This window comes from Streptomyces sp. CA-250714 (assembly GCF_050936705.1).
GTDB lineage: Bacteria > Actinomycetota > Actinomycetes > Streptomycetales > Streptomycetaceae > Streptomyces.
In genome coordinates this window covers 820,877-839,027 of the sequence record NZ_JBNJMI010000002.1, presented here as the reverse complement: position 1 = coordinate 839,027, position 18,151 = coordinate 820,877, and the positions used below count along the sequence as shown (strand labels likewise).

Annotated in this window: 19 protein-coding genes and 1 pseudogene; 10 read left to right on the top strand and 10 right to left on the bottom strand. The window is 71.8% G+C overall.

What is annotated here, in order from left to right:
- Positions 1-130 precede the first annotated feature (130 nt).
- From ACQEU8_RS22705 to ACQEU8_RS22695, 3 genes are all read left to right on the top strand, one after another.
- A complete protein-coding gene (locus ACQEU8_RS22705) occupies positions 131-1,717 on the top strand; it encodes an ABC transporter substrate-binding protein (RefSeq protein ID WP_433103940.1) in 1,587 nt (528 codons plus the stop codon).
- A 101-nt stretch (positions 1,718-1,818) separates the two neighbouring features.
- Positions 1,819-2,487 (top strand): uracil-DNA glycosylase, encoded by a 669-nt coding sequence (locus ACQEU8_RS22700; protein ID WP_433108647.1) that lies wholly within the window; start codon positions 1,819-1,821, stop codon positions 2,485-2,487.
- A 299-nt stretch (positions 2,488-2,786) separates the two neighbouring features.
- Positions 2,787-3,329 (top strand): hypothetical protein, encoded by a 543-nt coding sequence (locus tag ACQEU8_RS22695; RefSeq protein ID WP_433103938.1) that lies wholly within the window; start codon positions 2,787-2,789, stop codon positions 3,327-3,329.
- Between the two features lie 226 nt (positions 3,330-3,555).
- On the opposite strand, the gene ACQEU8_RS22690 is transcribed toward ACQEU8_RS22695, so the two are convergent.
- From ACQEU8_RS22690 to ACQEU8_RS22680, 3 genes are all read right to left on the bottom strand, one after another.
- A complete protein-coding gene (locus tag ACQEU8_RS22690; protein WP_433103936.1) occupies positions 3,556-4,107 on the bottom strand; it encodes a hypothetical protein in 552 nt (183 codons plus the stop codon).
- 72 nt (positions 4,108-4,179) lie between these two features.
- Positions 4,180-4,785 (bottom strand): DinB family protein, encoded by a 606-nt coding sequence (locus ACQEU8_RS22685; RefSeq protein WP_433103934.1) that lies wholly within the window; start codon positions 4,783-4,785, stop codon positions 4,180-4,182.
- 91 nt (positions 4,786-4,876) lie between these two features.
- Positions 4,877-5,485: a TetR/AcrR family transcriptional regulator gene (locus tag ACQEU8_RS22680; protein ID WP_433103932.1), complete on the bottom strand. Its 609-nt coding sequence runs from the start codon at positions 5,483-5,485 to the stop codon at positions 4,877-4,879.
- 84 nt (positions 5,486-5,569) lie between these two features.
- Here ACQEU8_RS22680 and ACQEU8_RS22675 point away from each other — a divergent pair, with 84 nt between their 5' ends.
- Complete coding sequence (locus ACQEU8_RS22675) at positions 5,570-6,784, top strand: FAD-dependent monooxygenase (RefSeq protein ID WP_433103930.1); 1,215 nt, start codon at positions 5,570-5,572, stop codon at positions 6,782-6,784.
- A gap of 13 nt (positions 6,785-6,797) precedes the next feature.
- A complete protein-coding gene (locus ACQEU8_RS22670; protein WP_433103928.1) occupies positions 6,798-7,703 on the top strand; it encodes a Gfo/Idh/MocA family protein in 906 nt (301 codons plus the stop codon).
- On the opposite strand, the gene lnt is transcribed toward ACQEU8_RS22670, so the two are convergent.
- The 4 genes from lnt to ACQEU8_RS22650 all read right to left on the bottom strand — a co-directional run bounded on the left by lnt (position 7,675) and on the right by ACQEU8_RS22650 (position 11,260).
- Positions 7,675-9,207, bottom strand: a complete 1,533-nt coding sequence (lnt, locus tag ACQEU8_RS22665; RefSeq protein WP_433103926.1) for an apolipoprotein N-acyltransferase — start codon at positions 9,205-9,207, stop codon at positions 7,675-7,677. The two genes, ACQEU8_RS22670 and lnt, sit on opposite strands and share 29 nt — an antisense overlap.
- Before the next feature lie 165 nt (positions 9,208-9,372).
- Complete coding sequence (locus ACQEU8_RS22660) at positions 9,373-10,422, bottom strand: DMT family transporter (RefSeq protein ID WP_433103924.1); 1,050 nt, start codon at positions 10,420-10,422, stop codon at positions 9,373-9,375.
- Between the two features lie 201 nt (positions 10,423-10,623).
- Entirely contained in the window at positions 10,624-10,896 is a 273-nt protein-coding gene (locus tag ACQEU8_RS22655; protein ID WP_433103921.1) for a hypothetical protein, read from the bottom strand.
- 160 nt (positions 10,897-11,056) lie between these two features.
- Positions 11,057-11,260 carry a chaplin gene (locus tag ACQEU8_RS22650; protein ID WP_433103919.1) on the bottom strand — a complete coding sequence of 68 codons (204 nt, stop codon included), beginning with the start codon at positions 11,258-11,260 and terminating at the stop codon, positions 11,057-11,059.
- A 425-nt stretch (positions 11,261-11,685) separates the two neighbouring features.
- Here ACQEU8_RS22650 and ACQEU8_RS22645 point away from each other — a divergent pair, with 425 nt between their 5' ends.
- A complete protein-coding gene (locus ACQEU8_RS22645; RefSeq protein ID WP_433103917.1) occupies positions 11,686-12,021 on the top strand; it encodes a DUF6343 family protein in 336 nt (111 codons plus the stop codon).
- 21 nt (positions 12,022-12,042) lie between these two features.
- On the opposite strand, the gene ACQEU8_RS22640 is transcribed toward ACQEU8_RS22645, so the two are convergent.
- Positions 12,043-12,915: an undecaprenyl-diphosphate phosphatase gene (locus ACQEU8_RS22640; protein WP_433103915.1), complete on the bottom strand. Its 873-nt coding sequence runs from the start codon at positions 12,913-12,915 to the stop codon at positions 12,043-12,045.
- Positions 12,916-12,948: 33 nt separating this feature from the next.
- Positions 12,949-13,728 carry a TVP38/TMEM64 family protein gene (locus ACQEU8_RS22635; RefSeq protein WP_433103913.1) on the bottom strand — a complete coding sequence of 260 codons (780 nt, stop codon included), beginning with the start codon at positions 13,726-13,728 and terminating at the stop codon, positions 12,949-12,951.
- A gap of 413 nt (positions 13,729-14,141) precedes the next feature.
- On the opposite strand from ACQEU8_RS22635, the pseudogene ACQEU8_RS22630 reads away from it, so the two are divergent.
- A pseudogene (locus tag ACQEU8_RS22630) lies at positions 14,142-14,729 on the top strand (GTP-binding protein); the annotation flags it as partial.
- Between the two features lie 40 nt (positions 14,730-14,769).
- Positions 14,770-15,630 carry a spermidine synthase gene (locus ACQEU8_RS22625; protein ID WP_433103911.1) on the top strand — a complete coding sequence of 287 codons (861 nt, stop codon included), beginning with the start codon at positions 14,770-14,772 and terminating at the stop codon, positions 15,628-15,630.
- 41 nt (positions 15,631-15,671) lie between these two features.
- On the opposite strand, the gene ACQEU8_RS22620 is transcribed toward ACQEU8_RS22625, so the two are convergent.
- Positions 15,672-16,763 carry a hypothetical protein gene (locus ACQEU8_RS22620; RefSeq protein WP_433103909.1) on the bottom strand — a complete coding sequence of 364 codons (1,092 nt, stop codon included), beginning with the start codon at positions 16,761-16,763 and terminating at the stop codon, positions 15,672-15,674.
- Between the two features lie 138 nt (positions 16,764-16,901).
- On the opposite strand from ACQEU8_RS22620, the gene ACQEU8_RS22615 reads away from it, so the two are divergent.
- Positions 16,902-17,357, top strand: coding sequence for a DUF4442 domain-containing protein (locus ACQEU8_RS22615; protein ID WP_433103907.1), 456 nt, complete (start codon positions 16,902-16,904; stop codon positions 17,355-17,357).
- A gap of 136 nt (positions 17,358-17,493) precedes the next feature.
- A complete protein-coding gene (locus tag ACQEU8_RS22610) occupies positions 17,494-18,147 on the top strand; it encodes a DedA family protein (protein ID WP_433103905.1) in 654 nt (217 codons plus the stop codon).
- The last annotated feature ends 4 nt before the right edge of the window (positions 18,148-18,151 follow it).

The following is an 18,151-nucleotide window of genomic DNA, read 5'->3' as shown; positions in this document are numbered from 1 at the left end:
CATCTCCGTGACGGCAGTGGCTGGGGTAATGTCCAAGCGATTTCCCGCAGTTGGGTGTCGCCCCGGAGCGTGGGCGCATCCCCAGGGCACCGCACCAGCAGTACAGGCACCGCCGACTGAGGAGCGCCACGTGTTCGACCGGCAAGCGCTGCCGAGAGCCGCAGCGACCATACTCTCCCTCGCACTCGTGACCGGGTGCAGTTCGCTCCCCGGCGGCGACGGGGACGAGGAGCACAAGATCGTGGTCGGTACGACAAGCGCTCCCAGCTCCCTCGATCCGGCCGCAGCCTGGGACGGCTCCTGGGAGCTGTACCGGAACATCTTCCAGACCCTCATGACCATCCCGAACTCCGGCACCACCCCGGAGCCGGAGGCCGCCAGTGACTGCGGGTTCACCGACTCGGCCAGCCGGATCTACCGCTGCAAGCTGCGCAAGGGGCTGAAGTTCTCCAGCGGCCGGCCGCTGGACGCCCAAGCGGTCAAGCACTCCTTCGACCGCATCACCTCGATCGACGCCCCGTCAGGGCCCGCGGCACTGCTCGCCAACCTCGAGCGGGTCGACGCCACCGGCAGCCGCACGGTGGTCTTCCGGCTGAAGAAGTCGGACGCCACCTTCCCGTTCATCCTCTCCACCCCCGCGACCTCCCTCGTCGACCCCGAGGACTATCCGCGCTCCACCGAGCACCCCGGCCCCGGGGTGACCGGCTCGGGGCCGTACACGCTCAAGGACTACGAGCCGGGCAAGCGGGCCGAGCTCACCAAGAACCCCGACTACAAGGGCAGCGCGAAGGTACGGAACGACGCGGTCACCATCCGCTACTACAAGCGGTCCGCCAAGATGGTCAGCGACCTCCAGGCGGGCCGAATAGACATCACCTACCGCGGACTGACTCCGGAACAAGTCCTGGAGTTCCAGGAGGCCGCCGCCTCGGGTGACGACTCCGTCGACCTGAGCGAGATGACCGGCTCCGAGGTGCACTTCCTGGTCCTCAACCCGAAGGACAAGCAGGTCGCCAAGCCCGCCGTCCGGCGCGCGATAGCCCAGCTCGTCGACCGTAAGAAGCTGGTGCGCGAGGTCTACGACCGGACGGCCGACCCCCTCTACTCCATGGTCCCGGCGGGCATCACCGGACACACCAACGCCTTCCTCGACCGCTACGGGGAACCCGACTCCAAGAAGGCCCGCAAGACGCTCCGGGACGCGGGCATCTACGACAAGGTGCGGCTGACCCTCTGGTACGCGGAGGATCGTTACGGCGACTCGACAGGCCGGGAGTTCGCCGAGCTGAAGCGGCAGTTGGAGGACTCCGGCCTCTTCGACATCACCCTCAAGTCGCGCCCGTGGGACACGTTCCAGAAGGGCTACCTCAAGGGCGAGTACCCGGTCTTCGGGCGCGGCTGGTCCGCCGACTTCCCCGACGCGGACAACTACATCACGCCCTTCGTGGGGGAGAAGAACGCGGTCGGCACCCCGTACCCGGACAAAAAGCTGACCGAGGAGCTGTTGCCGTACTCGCGCCGGCAGAGCGACCGCGGAGCGGCCGGGCAGTCGTTCGCGAGGGCCCAGCGGGAGATGGCCGACGACGTACAACTGCTGCCGCTGTGGCAGGGCAAGGTCTACGTAGCGGCGGAGAAGGACATCGCGGGTGTCGAGTGGGCGGTCGACGCCTCGGTCATCCTGCGCGTGTGGGAGCTGTACAAGAAGTCGAGCTGGTAGCGGCCTGCGGGGCTGTCAGTGGCGGACGGTACCTTCGGGGCGATCAGTGAGCACCACCCGGAAGAGCACCACCGCAGCGGAGGTAACAGCGCGTGAAAGAGATGCTGCCCCAGTCCTGGCAGGGCGTCCTCGGAGAGGAGACCGAGAAGCCCTACTTCAAGGAACTGGCGGAGTTCGTCGAGGAGGAGCGGGAGCGCGGCCCCGTCTACCCGCCCCGTGAGGAGGTGTTCGCCGCCCTCGACGCGACCCCGTACGAGCAGGTGAAGGTGCTCATCCTGGGCCAGGATCCGTACCACGGACCGGGTCAGGGCCACGGCCTGTGCTTCTCGGTGCGACCCGGCGTCAAGACCCCGCCCTCGCTGCGCAACATCTACAAGGAGATGCGGGACGAGCTGGGCCACCCGGTTCCCGACAACGGCTATCTGATGCCCTGGGCCGAGCAGGGCGTGCTGCTGCTGAACGCGGTGCTGACGGTGCGCGAGGGCGAGGCCAACTCGCACAAGGGCAAGGGCTGGGAGAAGTTCACCGACGCCGTCATCCGCGCTGTCGCCGACCGCCCGGATCCGGCGGTGTTCGTGCTGTGGGGCAACTACGCGAAGAAGAAGCTGCCCCTCATCGACACCGAGCGGCACGCGGTGGTGCAGGGCGCCCACCCCTCACCGCTGTCGGCGAAGCGGTTCTTCGGCTCCCGGCCCTTCACCCAGATCAACGAGGCCGTCGCGGCGCAGGGCCACACCCCGATCGACTGGCGCATCCCCGATCTGGGCTGAGGTACCTGGTCCTGAGCGAAGCAGCTGGTCCGGGCCGGGCCACGCGGTCCTGGCCGGGCCACCGGGTCGGGAGCGAGGCAGCCGGTCCGGGCAGGGCCACGCGGTCCTGGCCGACCCCCGGTCCGGAGCGAGGCAGCAGGTCCGGGCCCGACCCACCTGGCCTGGGCCGACCCACCCGGTCCGCGTCGACCCCCCGGTCCGGGCCGGGCCACGCGGGGTTCCTCCCGAGGTGAGCGCCATTGTCAGAGGCGGCCGTTAGCGTCGTAGATCCAGCACACGGCGAACGGGAGGAGCCCCTCGTGGCGGAGCCCCAGCAGGACGCCCCCCAGGGCGACCAGGACGCGACGATGGTCAGAATCGGCCAGGCGATCATGCTGCACCGCGGTGGTGACCGGGAGGAGGCCAGGAACCGCTTCGCCGCGCTGTGGACGGAGACCGACACGGAAGCCGATCTCTTCTACCGCTGCACCATCGCGCACTACATGGCGGACACCCAGGACGATCCGGCGGACGAGCTCGCCTGGGACCTGCGGGCCCTCGCTGCGGCGGACGCCCTGAACGGGGACCGGGTCAGCTGGGGTGAGCACCAGCTCGCGGTTCGCTCGCTGTACCCCTCCCTGTACCTCAACCTGGCGGCCGACCACGTCAAGCTCGGCGACGAGGAGGCGGCCCGGCGCGAGCTGGAGCAGGCGCGGGGCAAGCTGGACGCGCTGCCCGGAGACGCGTACGGGGAGGGCATCCGCGCCGCCATCGAGCGCCTGGAGAAGCGGATCGCCGACGGTGCCGCCTCGCCCGGCGGCACCCCGGACGGCTCGAGCGGCGGCACGGACCACCTGCCGTGACCGGCCCGCGCCGCCGGGCGGGTCATCTGCCGTGACCGGAGCGCGCCGTCGGCCGGGTCAGCTGTCGTGACCGGGCTGCGCCCCTGGCCGGATCACCTGCCGTGACCGGACCACGCGCCTGGCCGGGTCACCTGCCGTGACCGGAGCGCGCCGCCAGCCGGGTCACTTGCCGTGCCGCGCCCCTGGCCGGACCAGCTGCCGTGACCGGCCCGCGCCCCCGGCCGGGTCACCTGCCGTAAGTGTCGCGGCAGATGCGCGCCTGGGCGCTGTCCGGGTCCCATCGCCCGTACGTCTCGCCCCACTCGCACATGGCGGCGCCGGAGTGCCCTCGGCCGTCGTCCCGGCCGTGGTGCCCGAGTCCGCCCGCGCCGCCCCTCGGCCCGCCGTATTCCGCCGGCCCGGGGCCCGCGCCTCCGCTCCCGGCGGCCGGGGCCTGATCCCGGGCACGCGGCAGTGGTGCGGGCCGGGGAGGGGGCTGCTGCTCCGGGCGAGCTGTCGTATCCGCGGCGGTCCCGCTCTCGCCGGTGCGCAGGGAGGCGCCGCGCCGTTGCGGGTCTTCCGTGCCGCGCCGCTCGGGGGCGGTTCCCTGGCGGGGGAGCCGGGACAGTGCCTCCTTCGCCGAGGGGAGCACCAGGCGAGGCGGCGCCGCCCCGTGCCCGGGAACGGGGGAGTGCTGGGGGGAGGGTCCGTCGCCGGGCGCCTGGGGGCTGCCGGAGACGGTGATGCACCCTGTCGCGGCCGAGAGCGCCACTCCTGCGACGGCCATGGCTTTCGTCATACGTGACACTCCGGCAACTCTTCCCACCCGCGCCCCGGCCGGGAAGTCCCCCCAGGGGTGATCACGGGGCGCTCAGAAGCCCGTCGCTCCGTCGATGCGCTCCCGCAGCAGATCGGCGTGGCCGTTGTGCCGCGCGTACTCGCCGATCACGTGCAGATAGATCCACCGCAGGGAGTGGCTCCAGGCGGGCCGTCGAGGGTTGACGCCCGTGTCGTCGAGGGAACGCCGCGCAGCGGACTTGCGGGCCCTGTCGACCTCGCGCTGCCAGACGGCGAGGGTGTCGGCGCCGGTGTCAGCGTCGGTCACCACGAAGTCGTCGTCGGGGGCTTCCTCGGTGAAGTAGATCGGGTCCGAGTCCTTCTCGCCGAACACGAACTGGAACCAGTGGCGTTCCACGTCGGTCATGTGCCGCAGCAGGCCGAGCAGAGTCAGGTTGGACGGCGGGGCCGAGGCGTGCCGCAACTGCTCGTCGTCGAGTCCTGCGCACTTCGCGGCGAGCGTGGCGCGCTGGAAGTCCAGCCACTGCTCCAGCAGTTGCCTCTCGGGGCCGCTGCCCTGGGGGAGCGGAAGCCCGCTCACGGCTCCGACCGGGCGCCGCTGCGACTGTTCGCCGTCGCTCGTCTGCCTGTCGTCGCTCGTCTGTTTGTCGTCGGTTGTCTGCTTGTCGTCGGTTGTCATCCGGCCATCGTGCTCGCGGGCGGTGCGGGAGCAACAGGTTTCCCGGCGGTCCGAGGGCTTTCGGTGCTCCCGCAGTGCTCCCCGCGGTACGTCAGCCGCGAGGGGCCAGCATCCCGGTCAGCATCTCCTGCAGGCTGGTCCGCAGCTCCTCCTCGGTGGGCGCGGCCGCGTTGAAGGTGCCTGCCGTGCAGGTGAAGAGGATGCCGTCGCACCAGGCCAGCAGTGAGAGTGCGTGCCGGTCGGGCGCGGTCGAGCCGGCGGCGCCGAGCATGGCCCGGAGCGGCCCGGCGAAGTTGCTCATGCCCGTTCGGTCGTAGTACGCCCGCAGCTCCGGACGCCGGGTGGCCTCCAGCGCCAGCTCGTAACGGGCCACCAGCAGAGCGCGGTGCCGGGTGAGATGACGGTGCAGCGCGGTCGCGATGAGGGCGGCCAACGGGCCGGGACCGCTCGCCTCACGGGCCGACTCCGCCATCTCCTCGGTGGTGAGGACGGCGGCCTCCAGTTCGGTCAGTCGCCGTATGGCGGCTTCCAGCAGGGCTGCCCGGGTCCGCGCGTGGTTGGAGGTGGAGCCCAGCGGCAGTCCGGCCGCCTCGTCCACGGCGCGGTGGGTCAGGCCGCGTAGCCCGCGCTCGGCCAGCAGCCGGATGGCGGTGTCGGCGATCAGCGCGGTACGGGGCGTGGCGGCGGCACGTGGGGTCATGGGGGCAATCTACCGGGATCACTACATCTGTAGTACGCTCGGTGTCGATCACTACGCTTGTAGTCGGCTCTCCGGGGAGGCCCCGTGCACTCGTCCCAAGCTCCGCGCGCTCTCGTCATCGGCGCCGGTATCGGTGGGCTGACGGCGGCCGCCGCGCTCGGCGCCCGCGGCTGGTCCGTCACCGTCCTGGAGCGCGCCCGGCAACTCGAACCCGTCGGCGCGGGCATCGGCATCGCCCCCAACGGCCTGCGCGCCCTGGACGTGATCGGGCTCGGCGACTCCGTACGCGAGCTGCGCACCTGGACCGGCCAGGGCGGACTGCGCGTACCCTCCGGCCGCTGGCTCGTCCGCACCACGGGGGACGAAGCGGCCGCACGCTACGGCGACTCCGTCGTCCTGCTCACCCGCTCCACCCTCGTCGAACTGCTGCGCAACCGGCTGCCCCGCACCGTCGAACTGCGCACCGGCATCGCCGCGACCCTCACCGACCCGGGCGCCGTGAGCCGGCCCGCAACGGTCACCACCGATGACGGCGAGACCCGCACGGCCGAGCTCGTGGTCGCCGCCGACGGCATCCACTCGCCGACCCGGCACACCCTCTTCCCCGCCCACCCCGGCCCCCGGTACACGGGCTTCACCACCTGGCGGTTCCTCACCGAGACCCCCGAAGGCGGCGTCGAGCCCCACGAGACCTGGGGCCGGGGCCGGATGTGGGGCACCCAGACGCTCCCGGACGGGAGGATCTACGCCTATGCGGCCGCCACGGCTCCGGCCGGGCAGCAGGACCCGCGTGGCGAACGCGCCGCACTGCTGCGGCTGTACGGCAGCTGGCACCGGCCGCTGCCCCAGCTCATCGCATCCGTGCCCGAAGAGGCCGTACTGCGCAACGACGTCCACCACCTGACCGACCCGCTGCCCGCCCTCCACACGGGCCGGGTCGCCCTGCTCGGCGACGCGGCGCACGCCATGGCCCCCGGCCTCGGCCAGGGCGGCAACCAGGCCGTCGAGGACGCCGTCTTACTGGCCCAATGCGCCGACCCGGCAGGCGAGATCGCCGACGCGCTGGCGCACTACACCCGGCAGCGGCTGCCCCGTACCGCCGAGGTCGTACGGCGCTCCGCCCGCGCGAGCCGTACGTCGATCCTGACCAGCGCTCCGGCCTGTGCCCTGCGCAATGTGGCGCTCGTCGCCGTCAGCCGCCTCGCGCCCGCCGCCGCACTGCGTGCCATGGCGGGGATCGCCGACTGGCGCCCGCCGCAGCGCACGTATGCTGCGCAGGCGCAGCCACCCGTTCGGTAGTGAGGGAGAGCCCGTGAGGATCGGTGTGATCGGCCTCGGCGACATCGCCAAGAAGGCGTACCTGCCGGTGCTCATGTCCCAGCCGGGCCTGGAGCCACACCTTGTCACCCGCACCACGGCCACCCTGACGGCCGTCGCAGATGCCTACCGGATCCCGGCCGCCCACCGGCACACCGGCCTCGACGGGCTGCTCGCCGCAGGCCCCGACGCCGCGTTCGTACACGCCGCAACCAGCGCCCACCCCGAACTGGTGCACCGGCTGCTGGACGCGGGGGTGCCCACCTTCGTCGACAAGCCGCTCGCCTACCAACTCGCCGACTCCGCCGCCCTCGTGGAGCTGGCCGAGCGGCGCCGCACCAGCCTCGCGGTCGGCTTCAACAGGCGGCACGCCCCCGGGTACACGCAGTGCCTGGAGCACCCCCGCGATCTGATCCTCCTCCAGAAGCACCGGGTGGGCCTGCCCGAGGAGCCCCGCAGGATGGTGCTGGACGACTTCATCCACGTCGTCGACACCCTGCGCTTCCTCGCTCCGGGCGAGGCGGACCACATCGATGTGCGGGCCAGGGTCCGCGACGGGCTGCTGCACCATGTGGTGCTCCAGCTCGCGGGCGACGGCTTCACCGCGCTCGGCGTGATGAACCGGCTCTCCGGATCCGCCGAGGAGATCCTGGAGGTCTCGGGTCAGGACACCAAGCGCGAAGTGCGCGATCTGGCGGAGATCATCGACCACAAGGGCCAGCCCAGCGTCCGGCGCCGCGGCGACTGGGTGTCCGTCGCCCGCCAGCGCGGCATCGAACAGTGTGTGCTCGCCTTCCTCGACGCCGTACGTCAGGGGCGGACGCTCAGTGCGCAGGACGCCCTGCGCACCCACGAACTCTGCGAGCGTGTCGTCAACGACGTGCTGGAACAGTCGCGCTGAGCTCCGCGCGGCCCCGCACCGAGCGCCCCCGCGCCGCCCGCACGCCTTCGAGCACGCCGTACGCCACGAGCGCGGTCAGCGCCAACCGCACCGTCCAGTCGCCGAACCGTACGTACAGCGTCGTCCCGGTGGCCAGCGGCACCTCCGTGATCTGCACGGCGCTGGTTTCCGTGCCCATCGGCGACCCGATCCGCTCGCCGTCGGGCCCGTGCACGACACTGACCCCGGTGAGTGTTGCGTGCACCATGGGCCGCCCGGACTCGGCGGACCGCAGCGCCGCCAGCGACGCGTGCTGTTCGGGCGCCCAGCTCTCCTGGAAGGTCGAGGTCGACGACTGGGCGACCAGCACCTGGGTCCCCTCCCTCGCCAGTTGCCTGGACATGTCGGGGAACGCCGTCTCGAAGCAGATCAACGGGCCGAACCTCAGCCCGTTCCCGCGCATCACCACCGACTCCTGCCCGCGCCGTCGGTTCTCGTCGGCCGCCCGGCCCACCGACGTGGCCCAGCCGAGCAGCGGTCGGGCGGGGATGTACTCGCCGAACGGCACCAGCCGCATCTTGTCGTAGCGCTGCCCGGTCAGTCCGTCCTCGTCGACGAGGACGGAGCTCTTGTAGATGCCCGGCCGGTCGCCGCGCCGCGCGTCGACGTTCACCAGCAGCGGGGCACCCGTCTGCCGGGAGAGCGTGGCGAGCCTGCGCACCAGCGCCGGGTGCGTGTTGAGGTCGTAGCCGACGCTGCTCTCGCCCCACACCACCAGGTCCGGATCGCTGTCGGCCAGCCGGCGGGTCAGCCTTTCGCCGCGCTCGAACCGCTCCTCCCGCGAGGGCGCCTGCCCGATCTGTACGACGGCGACCCGTGTGCTGCCCGAGGGTTCGGGCTGCGGGGCCCACAGCCACACGGCGCTGGTGAGGACGGCGACGGACACCAGCGCCACCACGGCGCCCACCCTGGCCCGAGGTTCGGTCAGCAGCGCGGTCAGCGCGGTGTTCACCGCCACCACCAGGAAGCTCACCAGCCATACGCCGCCCACCGAGGCCAGCCGCAGCGCGGGTCGTACCTCCCACTGGCTCGCGCCCAACAGCCCCCATGGGCCGCCCAGGTACTCCCAGGACCTGACCAACTCCGCCAGCAGCCAGCCCGATGGGATCAGCACCACGGAGGCCGCCAGCCGACCGCCGCCGGGGGCGCCCGCCAGCAGCCGGTGCACCAGCCAGCCCCACGGCAGCCACAACAGGCCCAGCAGCGCGGCGAGAAGGAGGATGAAGACGTGCAGGTTCGGCATCAGCCAGTGGTGCATCACCAGCATGAACCCCGTACCGCCCAGCCAGCCCGTGAACGCCGCAGCACGGCCCGACGGCGCGGCGCGCAGCAACAGCAGCCACGGCACCAGCGCCACATACGCCAGCCACCACAGTGAGGGCGCGGGGAACGCCAGTACGGGCACGGCGCCCGCCACCAGCGGCAGCGCCACGCGCGCCCAGCGGGACGCCTGCCACGGACGCATGAGCCCTCTCCTTCATCCGGTGTTTGATCACCAGTGTGCGGGAGGGTGTGCGTGGGGGCGAGGGGGCGTACGGGGGCGGGCGCGGCGCGACTGTCCGCGCGTTGAGGCCGCGGGCGGCGCCGGCCCGCGCCCTCGGCCATCCAGCGCGGCGGTCTGCCCCGACCGTTACGGCGCGGGCACCGGTTGGCGGCCCGCGGGGACGCGAGGGCCGGGGACGACCACGGCGCGGGTCGCCGCCTCCGGTGCCTGCCGCACCGCGAACTCGGCCTCCGCGGTACGACCCGGCACGCCGGTGTCCTTCGTCCGCGGCTCCCGGGGTCGGGGCCGGGGCTGGGGCTGCGGTGTCTCCTCCGCCCGCGCCTGCCGTGTGCTCTCGGACGTCAGTACGACCAGGCCCCAGGCGGCCAGCGCCCCGGCGCCCAGCGCCAGCACCGTGCCTGTCGCGCCGTACCGGAAGCCCTCGTTCAGCAGGAATATCCCGGCGGCCGCGGCCACCACCGGGTTGGCCACGGTGGTGGTGGCCAGCGGCGTGGCCAACCCGCCGTCCCGGTACGAGGCCTGCGAGCTGGCCATCCCGGCACCCGCCAGCAGCAGCGTCAGCACGGCCAGCGGCACGAAGGTCGCCAACGGGGCGGAGGTCCAGTTGTCGGCGAGGGTCTTCACGAACACCGAGGCTGCGCCGTACGCCACCCCCGCGGCCAGCGCCAGCGACACACTGCGCAGCGCGACGGCGCGGGTGCCGGGGCGGCCGTGTCCCATCCGCTGTACTGCCGTCGCCGCACCCACCAGCAGCGCGAGCGAGCCCAGCACCCAGCCCGCGAGCGCGAACTGGCCGCCGCCGTCCAGGGAATCGGCGCCCCGGTCGCCGGTGAGCAGCAGAATCCCGGCCAGCCCGGCCGAGACCAGGACGATGCCCCGCCACGCGGCCGCCGCCACCCGCCGCCGCCCCAGCAGGGCCGCCATCGGAGCGGCGAGCACGAGCGTCAGCACGCCGAGCGGCTGGACGACGGTCAGCGGCCCCAGACCGAGCGCCACCACGTGCAGCAGCGCGCCCGCGCCCTGGAGCACCGCCGCTGTCCACCACATGCCGGAGCGCAGCAGGCCCCATCGGCTCGGCGCTGTCGTCGTGGCGATCCGCTCCTGCACGATCGCGGCCAGCGCGTAGCTGACCGCGGAAACCAGGGACAGCAGCACCGCCGTGGTCAGCGCGCTCATATCCGGTCCGCGCGGCGCGGGTTGGGCATCGGGTTCATGCCTTCCACGATTCCGCGCGCGCGGTGATCTGTCGTCACCTGCCAGCATCGTTTTGCCGTACAGCCAGCGGAGTACGGGCACGGAGCCGTATCACCCTGGCAGGTGACGTCTCAAGGATGATCGGCCCACGGGCGGAGACGGCCCGGCGTGACCGAGATGCGGCTACGGCTGGGTCGGGAGCGGGCCCTCGCCGGCGACCTCGACCGGGCCGAAGCCGCTGCCCAGCAGGGTGACCTGGCAGACGCGTCCGTCGGCCAGCCGCAGCCTCGCCGTGTCGCCCTCCAGCTCGGTCCACAGCGGCTGGTCGCCCTCCGGCCTGATGGTGCCGGACCACGCGGTTCCGGGGCCGGTGGTCTCCGTGAACAGCGCCGCGTCGACCGGCACCTCGGCGGCTCCGGTCAGCAGCGTCGCGGGACCACGGTAGAAGTTGTCCATGCGGCCAGTGTGGCAGTCCCGGACCCGCCCGGCACAACCGTGCTCGGCCGGATCGCGTGCCGCGAACGACGCGACCCCGCCGCCCGCGGGTGCGGGGACGGGGCCCGTCGGCCGACGTGCACTTCTGTTGTCCTGAGACCTCAGATGCTGTCCTGGGACCTCAGAACTTGTTCTTGCAGTAGTTCTGCACCGGCGGGCTCAGCACCGGGATGAGGAGGGGGTTGCCGCAGACGTTCAGGCCGATGTTCACGGAGCCCGGCGATTTGGAATGGGGACCGTCGTTGGCGGCCGCGGTGCCCGTGGTGGAGCCGAGCAGGGCGACGGCGCCGAGGGCGCCGGCCGTGATCGCGGTACGAATTCGCATGTTCGCTCCCGAGAGAGGGGTGGTTGTTGTCTCCACGCCCACCGTGTGGGCCTCGGGACGCGCTGCGCATTTCGGGCTACTCCGGCCGGGTGTCCGTGTTGGTACGGTGCGTGCCGAGAGGTTCGTGCTAGGAGGTGCCCGGCGGCTCTTGCGTGCCCGGCATGGGGGGCTGCGCTTGCCAGCCCTGCGCCCTGGGGGCACCTCCCGGACGGAGTCTGGGGGAGCAGACCTCCCAAGCACAGCAGGGAGCACGCGCCCCGTCAGGGGCGCGGGGAACTGCGCGACAAGCCACAACGCACCCGCAGCCCGCGAGCGACGGGCAGGGGCACCCCCTTACGGTGAGCCGCCGGATCACGGCGCGTCCCCGCCCGGATTCGGGAACCCGCCGGAATCATGAGGGAGTCCACCGGCGAAAGGCAGCCCCCGTGTCCCAGCCACCGCAGCCCGGACCGCACCGGAACGGATCCGACCGCGACGACGACCGCCGCTCCCGCCGGCGCCCCCGTTCCGGCACCGAACCGCTGACCGCGCGCAGCGACATCCGGCTGCGCACGCTGCTGTCGTCCATCGGAGTGCCGTTCTTCGCCGCGGCGACGGCGCTGTTCGCCTGGTGGGCCGCCTCCTCCGACAGCCGCAGCACCCCCAGCGACCGGGTGCTCACCGTGCTGGCCGCCGTCTGCGGCGCGCTGGCACTGGGCGCGGCCATCGATCTGCTGGTGCTCAGGCGCAGGCGCGCACAGGAGCGCGAACGCCACCGCTGACCGCTGCCGGAGCCCGGGGGCTCAGCCCACCGACTCGCCCGCGTGCGGACTGAGCACGCCCGCCGCCATCAGGGCGAACAGAGCGAGTCCCAGCAGGATTCGGTAGATGACGAACGGCATGAAGCTGCGGGTCGAGATGAATTTCATGAACCATGCGATGACGGCGTACGCGACCACGAACGCCAGCACCGTGGCGAAGGCGGTCGGGCCCCAGGAGACGTGGCCCTCGCCGATGTCCTTCAGCTCGAACAGCCCCGAGGCGAGCACCGCGGGAACGGCCAGCAGGAAGGAGTACCGTGCCGCCGCCTCGCGCCGGTACCCCATGAACAGACCGCCGCTGATGGTGGCGCCGGACCGGGAGACTCCGGGAACCAGCGCCAGCGCCTGCGCACAGCCGAAGAGAAGTCCGTCGCGCACATTGAGCTGTTCCAGGGACTTGCGCTCCCGCCGCGCGCGGTGACGGCCGCCCTTCGCGTCGCGCGCCGCCATCCGGTCCGCGATGCCCAGCACGATGCCGAGCCCCACCAGCGTCGTCGCGATCAGCCGCAGATCGCGGAACGGGCCCTCGATCTGGTCCTTGAAGGCCAGCCCGAGCACCCCGATCGGGATGGAGCCGACGATGACGAGCCAGCCCATCTGGGCGTCGTGGTCACGGCGGGCCTCGCGGTTGTGGAGCGAGCGGAACCAGGCCGTGACGATGCGGCCGATGTCCTTGCGGAAGAAGATGAGTACGGCTGCCTCGGTGCCGATCTGGGTGACGGCGGTGAACGCCGCGCCCGGGTCGTGCCAGCCGGCGAACGCCGCTACCAGCCGCAGATGGGCGCTGGAAGAAATCGGGAGGAACTCGGTCAGTCCCTGGACGAGTCCAAGAACAAAGGATTCAAACCAAGACATCGGCGGCGGGGCTCGTCCCTGTGGTAGTCGGGGTCAGTGATGGGAGACCGGCTCGCGTACGGCCGTCGAGCAGGCTTCGGGCGGGGCTTCGGCCCCGGCGTCCGCACGCGGTGTGCCGCCCCGCAGCTGGGCGCGTTTGCGCCAGGCCACCACGCCGCCTGCCAGCCCGGAGAGCGCGATGAAGCCGAACGAGGCCAGGAACACCGGCGAGGTGGGCTTCGCCGCGCTGCTGCCCGCGATGACGTACGCCGCGGTGTTGGGCACCGAGCCGAGCGCAGTGGCGCTCAGGAAGGCGGGCCAGCTCATCCGGGAGACGGCGGCGCCGTAGTTGGAGGCCGCGAACGGTACGCCCGGCAGCAGCCTGATCACCAGCATCGAGCGGAAGCCGTGCTTGCTCAACTGCCGGTCCGCGGCGGACAGCCAGCGGCCGCGCAGCACCGTGCGCAGCGCATCCTGGCCCAGCAGCCGGCCCAGCCCGAAGGCGATCCCCGCGCCGATCACCGTGCCGGCCGTCGCCGAGAAGGTGCCTGCCTGGGCGCCGAAGAGGACGCCTGCCGTGACATTGAGCACCGGGCGCGGTACGAAGGCCGCGGTGCACAGCCCGTAGGCGGCGCCGAAGAGGGCGACAGCCGCACCGCCGGCGGCCTGGGGTGACAAGCCGTGGGTGAGCACCCGCTGCGGCTCGTACAGCACCATCGCCGTCGCCGCGCTGCACAGCAGTACGGCGAGCAGGGCGAGGCGGGACCAGGGTGAGAGCAGCGTCCTGGTGAGACGGCCGGGGAGTCCGTCTGGCTGCGTGGCGGGGACGGGCACGCAGGGAGCGTAACCGACGAACCGGTGCCTCCGCCGTTCGAGGTCGTACGGACGGTCCGAAAAGTGCCGCTCCGAAACGGTGTTCGCCCACCGTCCATCCCCGCTTTCACCTGGGGATGAGAGCACTGTGCAGGTCTCGGCCGGTGCGGCGTCGAAAACCGTTCGACGTCCGGAAGCGGGGGAGCGATGATCGATCGGTGCTCCGGCAGTCCCGTTCCTGTGCTCCGGCCGCGGTCGCGGTCGCCCCGCGGGCTGCCCTCTTCCCGACCCGGGGCGTGTGTGTCCGCCCCCTCCCTCCCGGCGTCCGGCTCCGCCGACGCTGACCCTTCCCGGACCGACCGAGGACCCCACAGGGGGAGGGTCGGTCATCCCTTGGGGTCCGCCTCGTCCCGTACCGGTCCAGGAGGGCACTCATGTCCGGCCACACCCACCCGTATCCCGTCCCGCACCTCACCATCGGCACGCTGGGCCACCAAGGGCACGGCAGGACGACACTGGCCGCCGCGCTGGCCGCGGCCCGCGCACCCGGCTCTGCCGACCCCCGGGCCGCGGACGCCGGCCCGCGCTCACCCGCGGATCCAAAACGACCACGACGACGATTCCGGTACGCGACCGACACCCGGCGCTACACCCTGCTGGATCCGGCCGGGGATGCTGAATGTCCCGATGATCCCGGTATGTTGCGCGGTCTGGACGGAGCGCTGCTCGTCGTCTCCGTCCTGCGGGGGGTGCGGCTCGGCACCGCCGAGCACCTCGCGCTCGCGCGCCGCAGCGGCCTCGCACATCTGGTCGTGGCCCTCACCATGGCCGACGCGAGCAATGACGAGCTGACCGAGCTGGTGGAGCTCGACGTACGGGCGCAGTTGACGGCGCACGGCTTCGCGGGGGAGACGCTTCCGGTCGTCCGGGTCTCCGCCCGGCGCGCGCTGGAGGGCGATCCGCGCTGGCAGAGCACGATCGAGGCGCTGCTGGATGCCGTGGACACCTACGTGCCCTTGCCGGGGGTGCTCTGAACCGCCTTGCCGGGCCCACAATGGTGCGGTGGACACCGACGCCGACGGGGAGCAGATACCCCGCACCCGAGCCGTCGCGGGCGGCACGGCCAAGCTGCTGCCTGACCTCGACCGGGGGCGTGCCTGGCTGCTGACCGTGGACGGTGCGCCGCAGTCGTACGTCGACCTGGACGCGCCGGAGCACCTGGAGTTCGAGTACGCGCGCCGGGTCGGCCATCTGCTGGACGTGGCGGCGCCGCCCGGAGCGCCCCTGGACGTGCTCCACCTCGGCGGTGGAGCCCTCACCCTGCCCCGCTACCTCGCCGCGACCCGTCCAGGATCCCGGCAGCGGGTGGCCGACCCGGACGCGGAGTTGACCGACTTCGTCGCCGAGCACCTTCCGCTGCCCGAGGGGGCGGACATCACGGTGGAGGCCGCGGACGGGCGGGCCCTGCTGGAGTCCTCACCGCCCGGCAGCGTTGACGTACTGGTGGCCGACGTCTACGGCGGCTCGCGGGTGCCGGCGCATTTGACCACCCTGCCGTACGCGAGGGAGGCGGCGCGGGTGCTGCGGCCCGGGGGCACATACGTGGCAAACCTCGCCGATGCCACGCCGTTCCGCTTCCTCGCCTCGCAACTCGCCACCTTCGCGGCGGTCTTCCCGCGGCTGGCTCTGCTCGCGGAGCCCGCGGTGCTGCGCGGGCGGCGGTTCGGCAACATCGTGCTGCTCGCCTCCCGGCACGAGCAGCCGCTGCCGGAGCTGGCGCGCCGCTGCTCGGCGGATCCGTTCCCGGCCCGGGTCGAGCACGGCGCGGCGCTGGAGCGCTTCATGCGCGGCGTACCGGCCGTCGAGGACGGCGACGCCGTACCGTCCCCGGAACCGCCTGACGGCGCCTTCAGCATCGGCTGAAGGCGCCGTCCCTGGCCTGGACCGCGCGGAGGCGGGCGGGGTCAGCCGCGAGGCTCGTTGCCGCCGCCGTCGTAGTTGCGGAGGCTGCCCATGATCTTCTTGATGGTGGCGTCCGGGAGTTCGTCCTTGACGCCCGCGTCGGTGTAGAGAACCCAGATCGCCAGGTCACCGTTGCTGTTGATCCAGGAGGCCGTGACCACCTTGCCGGCGCTGGTGGCGCACTTGTCGTTCGTGGGTGCTCCGGTGATGTTCGCGGTGGCGGTGTGCCCCTTGATGCCGTGCTTGTTCTTGAACGGCTTGGTCTTGGAGACCTTGAGATTGCCCTTCTGCTTCTGGTCGTAGCCGGCTATGGCGAAGTTCTCCGCCGCGATCTTCGCGGCTTCCTTGGTGTCCTTGGAGCCCTGCCCGCCCTTGGTGCCGACAGCGGCGCGGCTGCTCTCCTTGCACCAGTTGTCCTTGAAGTAGGCGGGCGAGGACATGGCGACCAGGACCTTGCCCTTGTCGTTCTCGAAGCCGGTGATGGTGCCCTCGCCGGCCAGCGTCCAGTCCTTGTTGTCCGGCACGTCGAAGGCCGAGTACCACTTCGGGTTGACGACGGTCTGCCAGCCGGAGATCACGGGTTCCGAGGGGTCCTTGGAGGCTCCGCCGCCACCACCCGGGTCGGTCTTCTCGCTCTCCTCCGGCTTCGTCTTCTCCGAAGCCGAGGCGGAATTGTCGGCCTCGTTCTTCTTGTCGTTCTTGTCGTCACCGCCGAAGACGAAGACGCCCGTCACGGCAGCGGCGATGACCGCGACCGCGGCGACGATCGAGATGATGACCGTCTTCTTCCGGTCACCGCCCCCGCCGCCCTGGGGCGACTGCGGGCCGCCGGGCATGCTCGCCTGCCCCCACTGCCCCGAGTGACCGGGGCCGCCGGGCTGCTGGCCGTACGGGTACGGCGGGGTGCCTTGCTGTCCGTAGCCGGACGGCTGGCCCGCCGGCGGCTGCTGCCCATAGCCGGGCTGCTGGCCTGAAGGCTGTTGCCCGTAGCCGGGCTGTTGGTACGGGTTCGGCTGCCCGTAGCCGGGCTGCTGATACGGGTTCGGCTGCTGCGGGTTCTGCTCGCCCCCGGGCTGCTGCTGTCCTGGCCACATGGCCGACAACCTTATGGTGCGTTCCCCGCACCGACCACCGGCGCCCACGGATCGGTATGCACCCGCTATCTGAGCGGAGGCCCGAAGCCGCAGGGAACAGCCCTCCCGCCCAGAGTTACCCGGTGGTAACGTGCGGCCATGACCACACCGTCACAGCCGGACATCGGCGAGCTGATGAAGGCTTCCGTGCCCATGGCCCGCACTCTCAACCTGGAGTACCTCGAGACCTCGCCGGAGCGGGTCGTCGTCTCGCTGCCCGACCAGAGCGAGTACCACAACCACGTCGGCGGCCCGCATGCCGGCGCGATGTTCACGCTGGCCGAGTCCGCGAGCGGCGCGGTGACCATGGCCGCCTTCCTCGACCAGCTCTCCCGTGCTGTTCCGCTGCCGGTGCGCGCGGAGATGGACTTCAAGAAGCTCGCCAAGGGCGTCGTCACCGCCACTGCCGAACTCGGCCGCCCGGTGGCCGATGTGATCGCCGAGTTGGACCAGGGGCAACGCCCCGAATTCCCGGTGAAGGTCGCGCTCAGCCGCGCCGACGGTGCCGTCACCAGCGAGATGACCATCGTGTGGACCCTGCGCCCCAACGACTGAACCACGCGTGACCTCGGGCCCTGGCCGCACCGGCGGCGCAGGGCCGTCGGCGCGGGAGGGTGTGCGGTCGAGTAGGCTTCCGGACTCGTGCTGTCATGGCAGCTCGTGTCCCGTATGTCAGGAGAGGAAGCCGCAGTTGCACATCCAGGAGTGGCTGGAAAACATCCCGGCCGTCAGTGTGTACCTCCTGGTGGGGGTGGTCATCGGGCTGGAGAGCCTGGGAATTCCGTTGCCCGGGGAGATCGTTCTCGTCAGCTCCGCACTGCTGGCCTCGCAGCAGGGACACATCGATCCGCTGATCCTGGGCACGTGCGCCACCGTCGGTGCCATCGTGGGTGACTCGATCGGGTACGCCATCGGCCGTAAGGGCGGCAAGCCGCTGCTGGACTGGCTGGGCGGGAAGTTCCCCAAGCACTTCGGGCCCAGCCATGTGGCCACCGCCGAACGCTCCTTCCAGCGGTGGGGAATGTGGGCCGTCTTCTTCGGCCGTTTCATCGCCCTGCTGCGAATCTTCGCCGGACCGCTCGCGGGTGTGCTGAAGATGCCGTACTGGAAGTTCCTGACGGCGAACGTGCTGGGTGGCGTGTTGTGGGCAGGCGGTACGACCGCCGTCATCTACTACGTCGGCATCGTCGCCGAGGCCTGGCTCAAGCGCTTCTCCTGGCTCGGCCTGGTGCTCGCCGTGCTGATCGGCCTCGGCTCCATGCTGTTCGTCAAACGCCGCACGGCGAAGACGGCGGCGGAGGCCGCGGATGTGGACGCGCGCGAACCGGCGCTGACCGGCGACTAGTGCT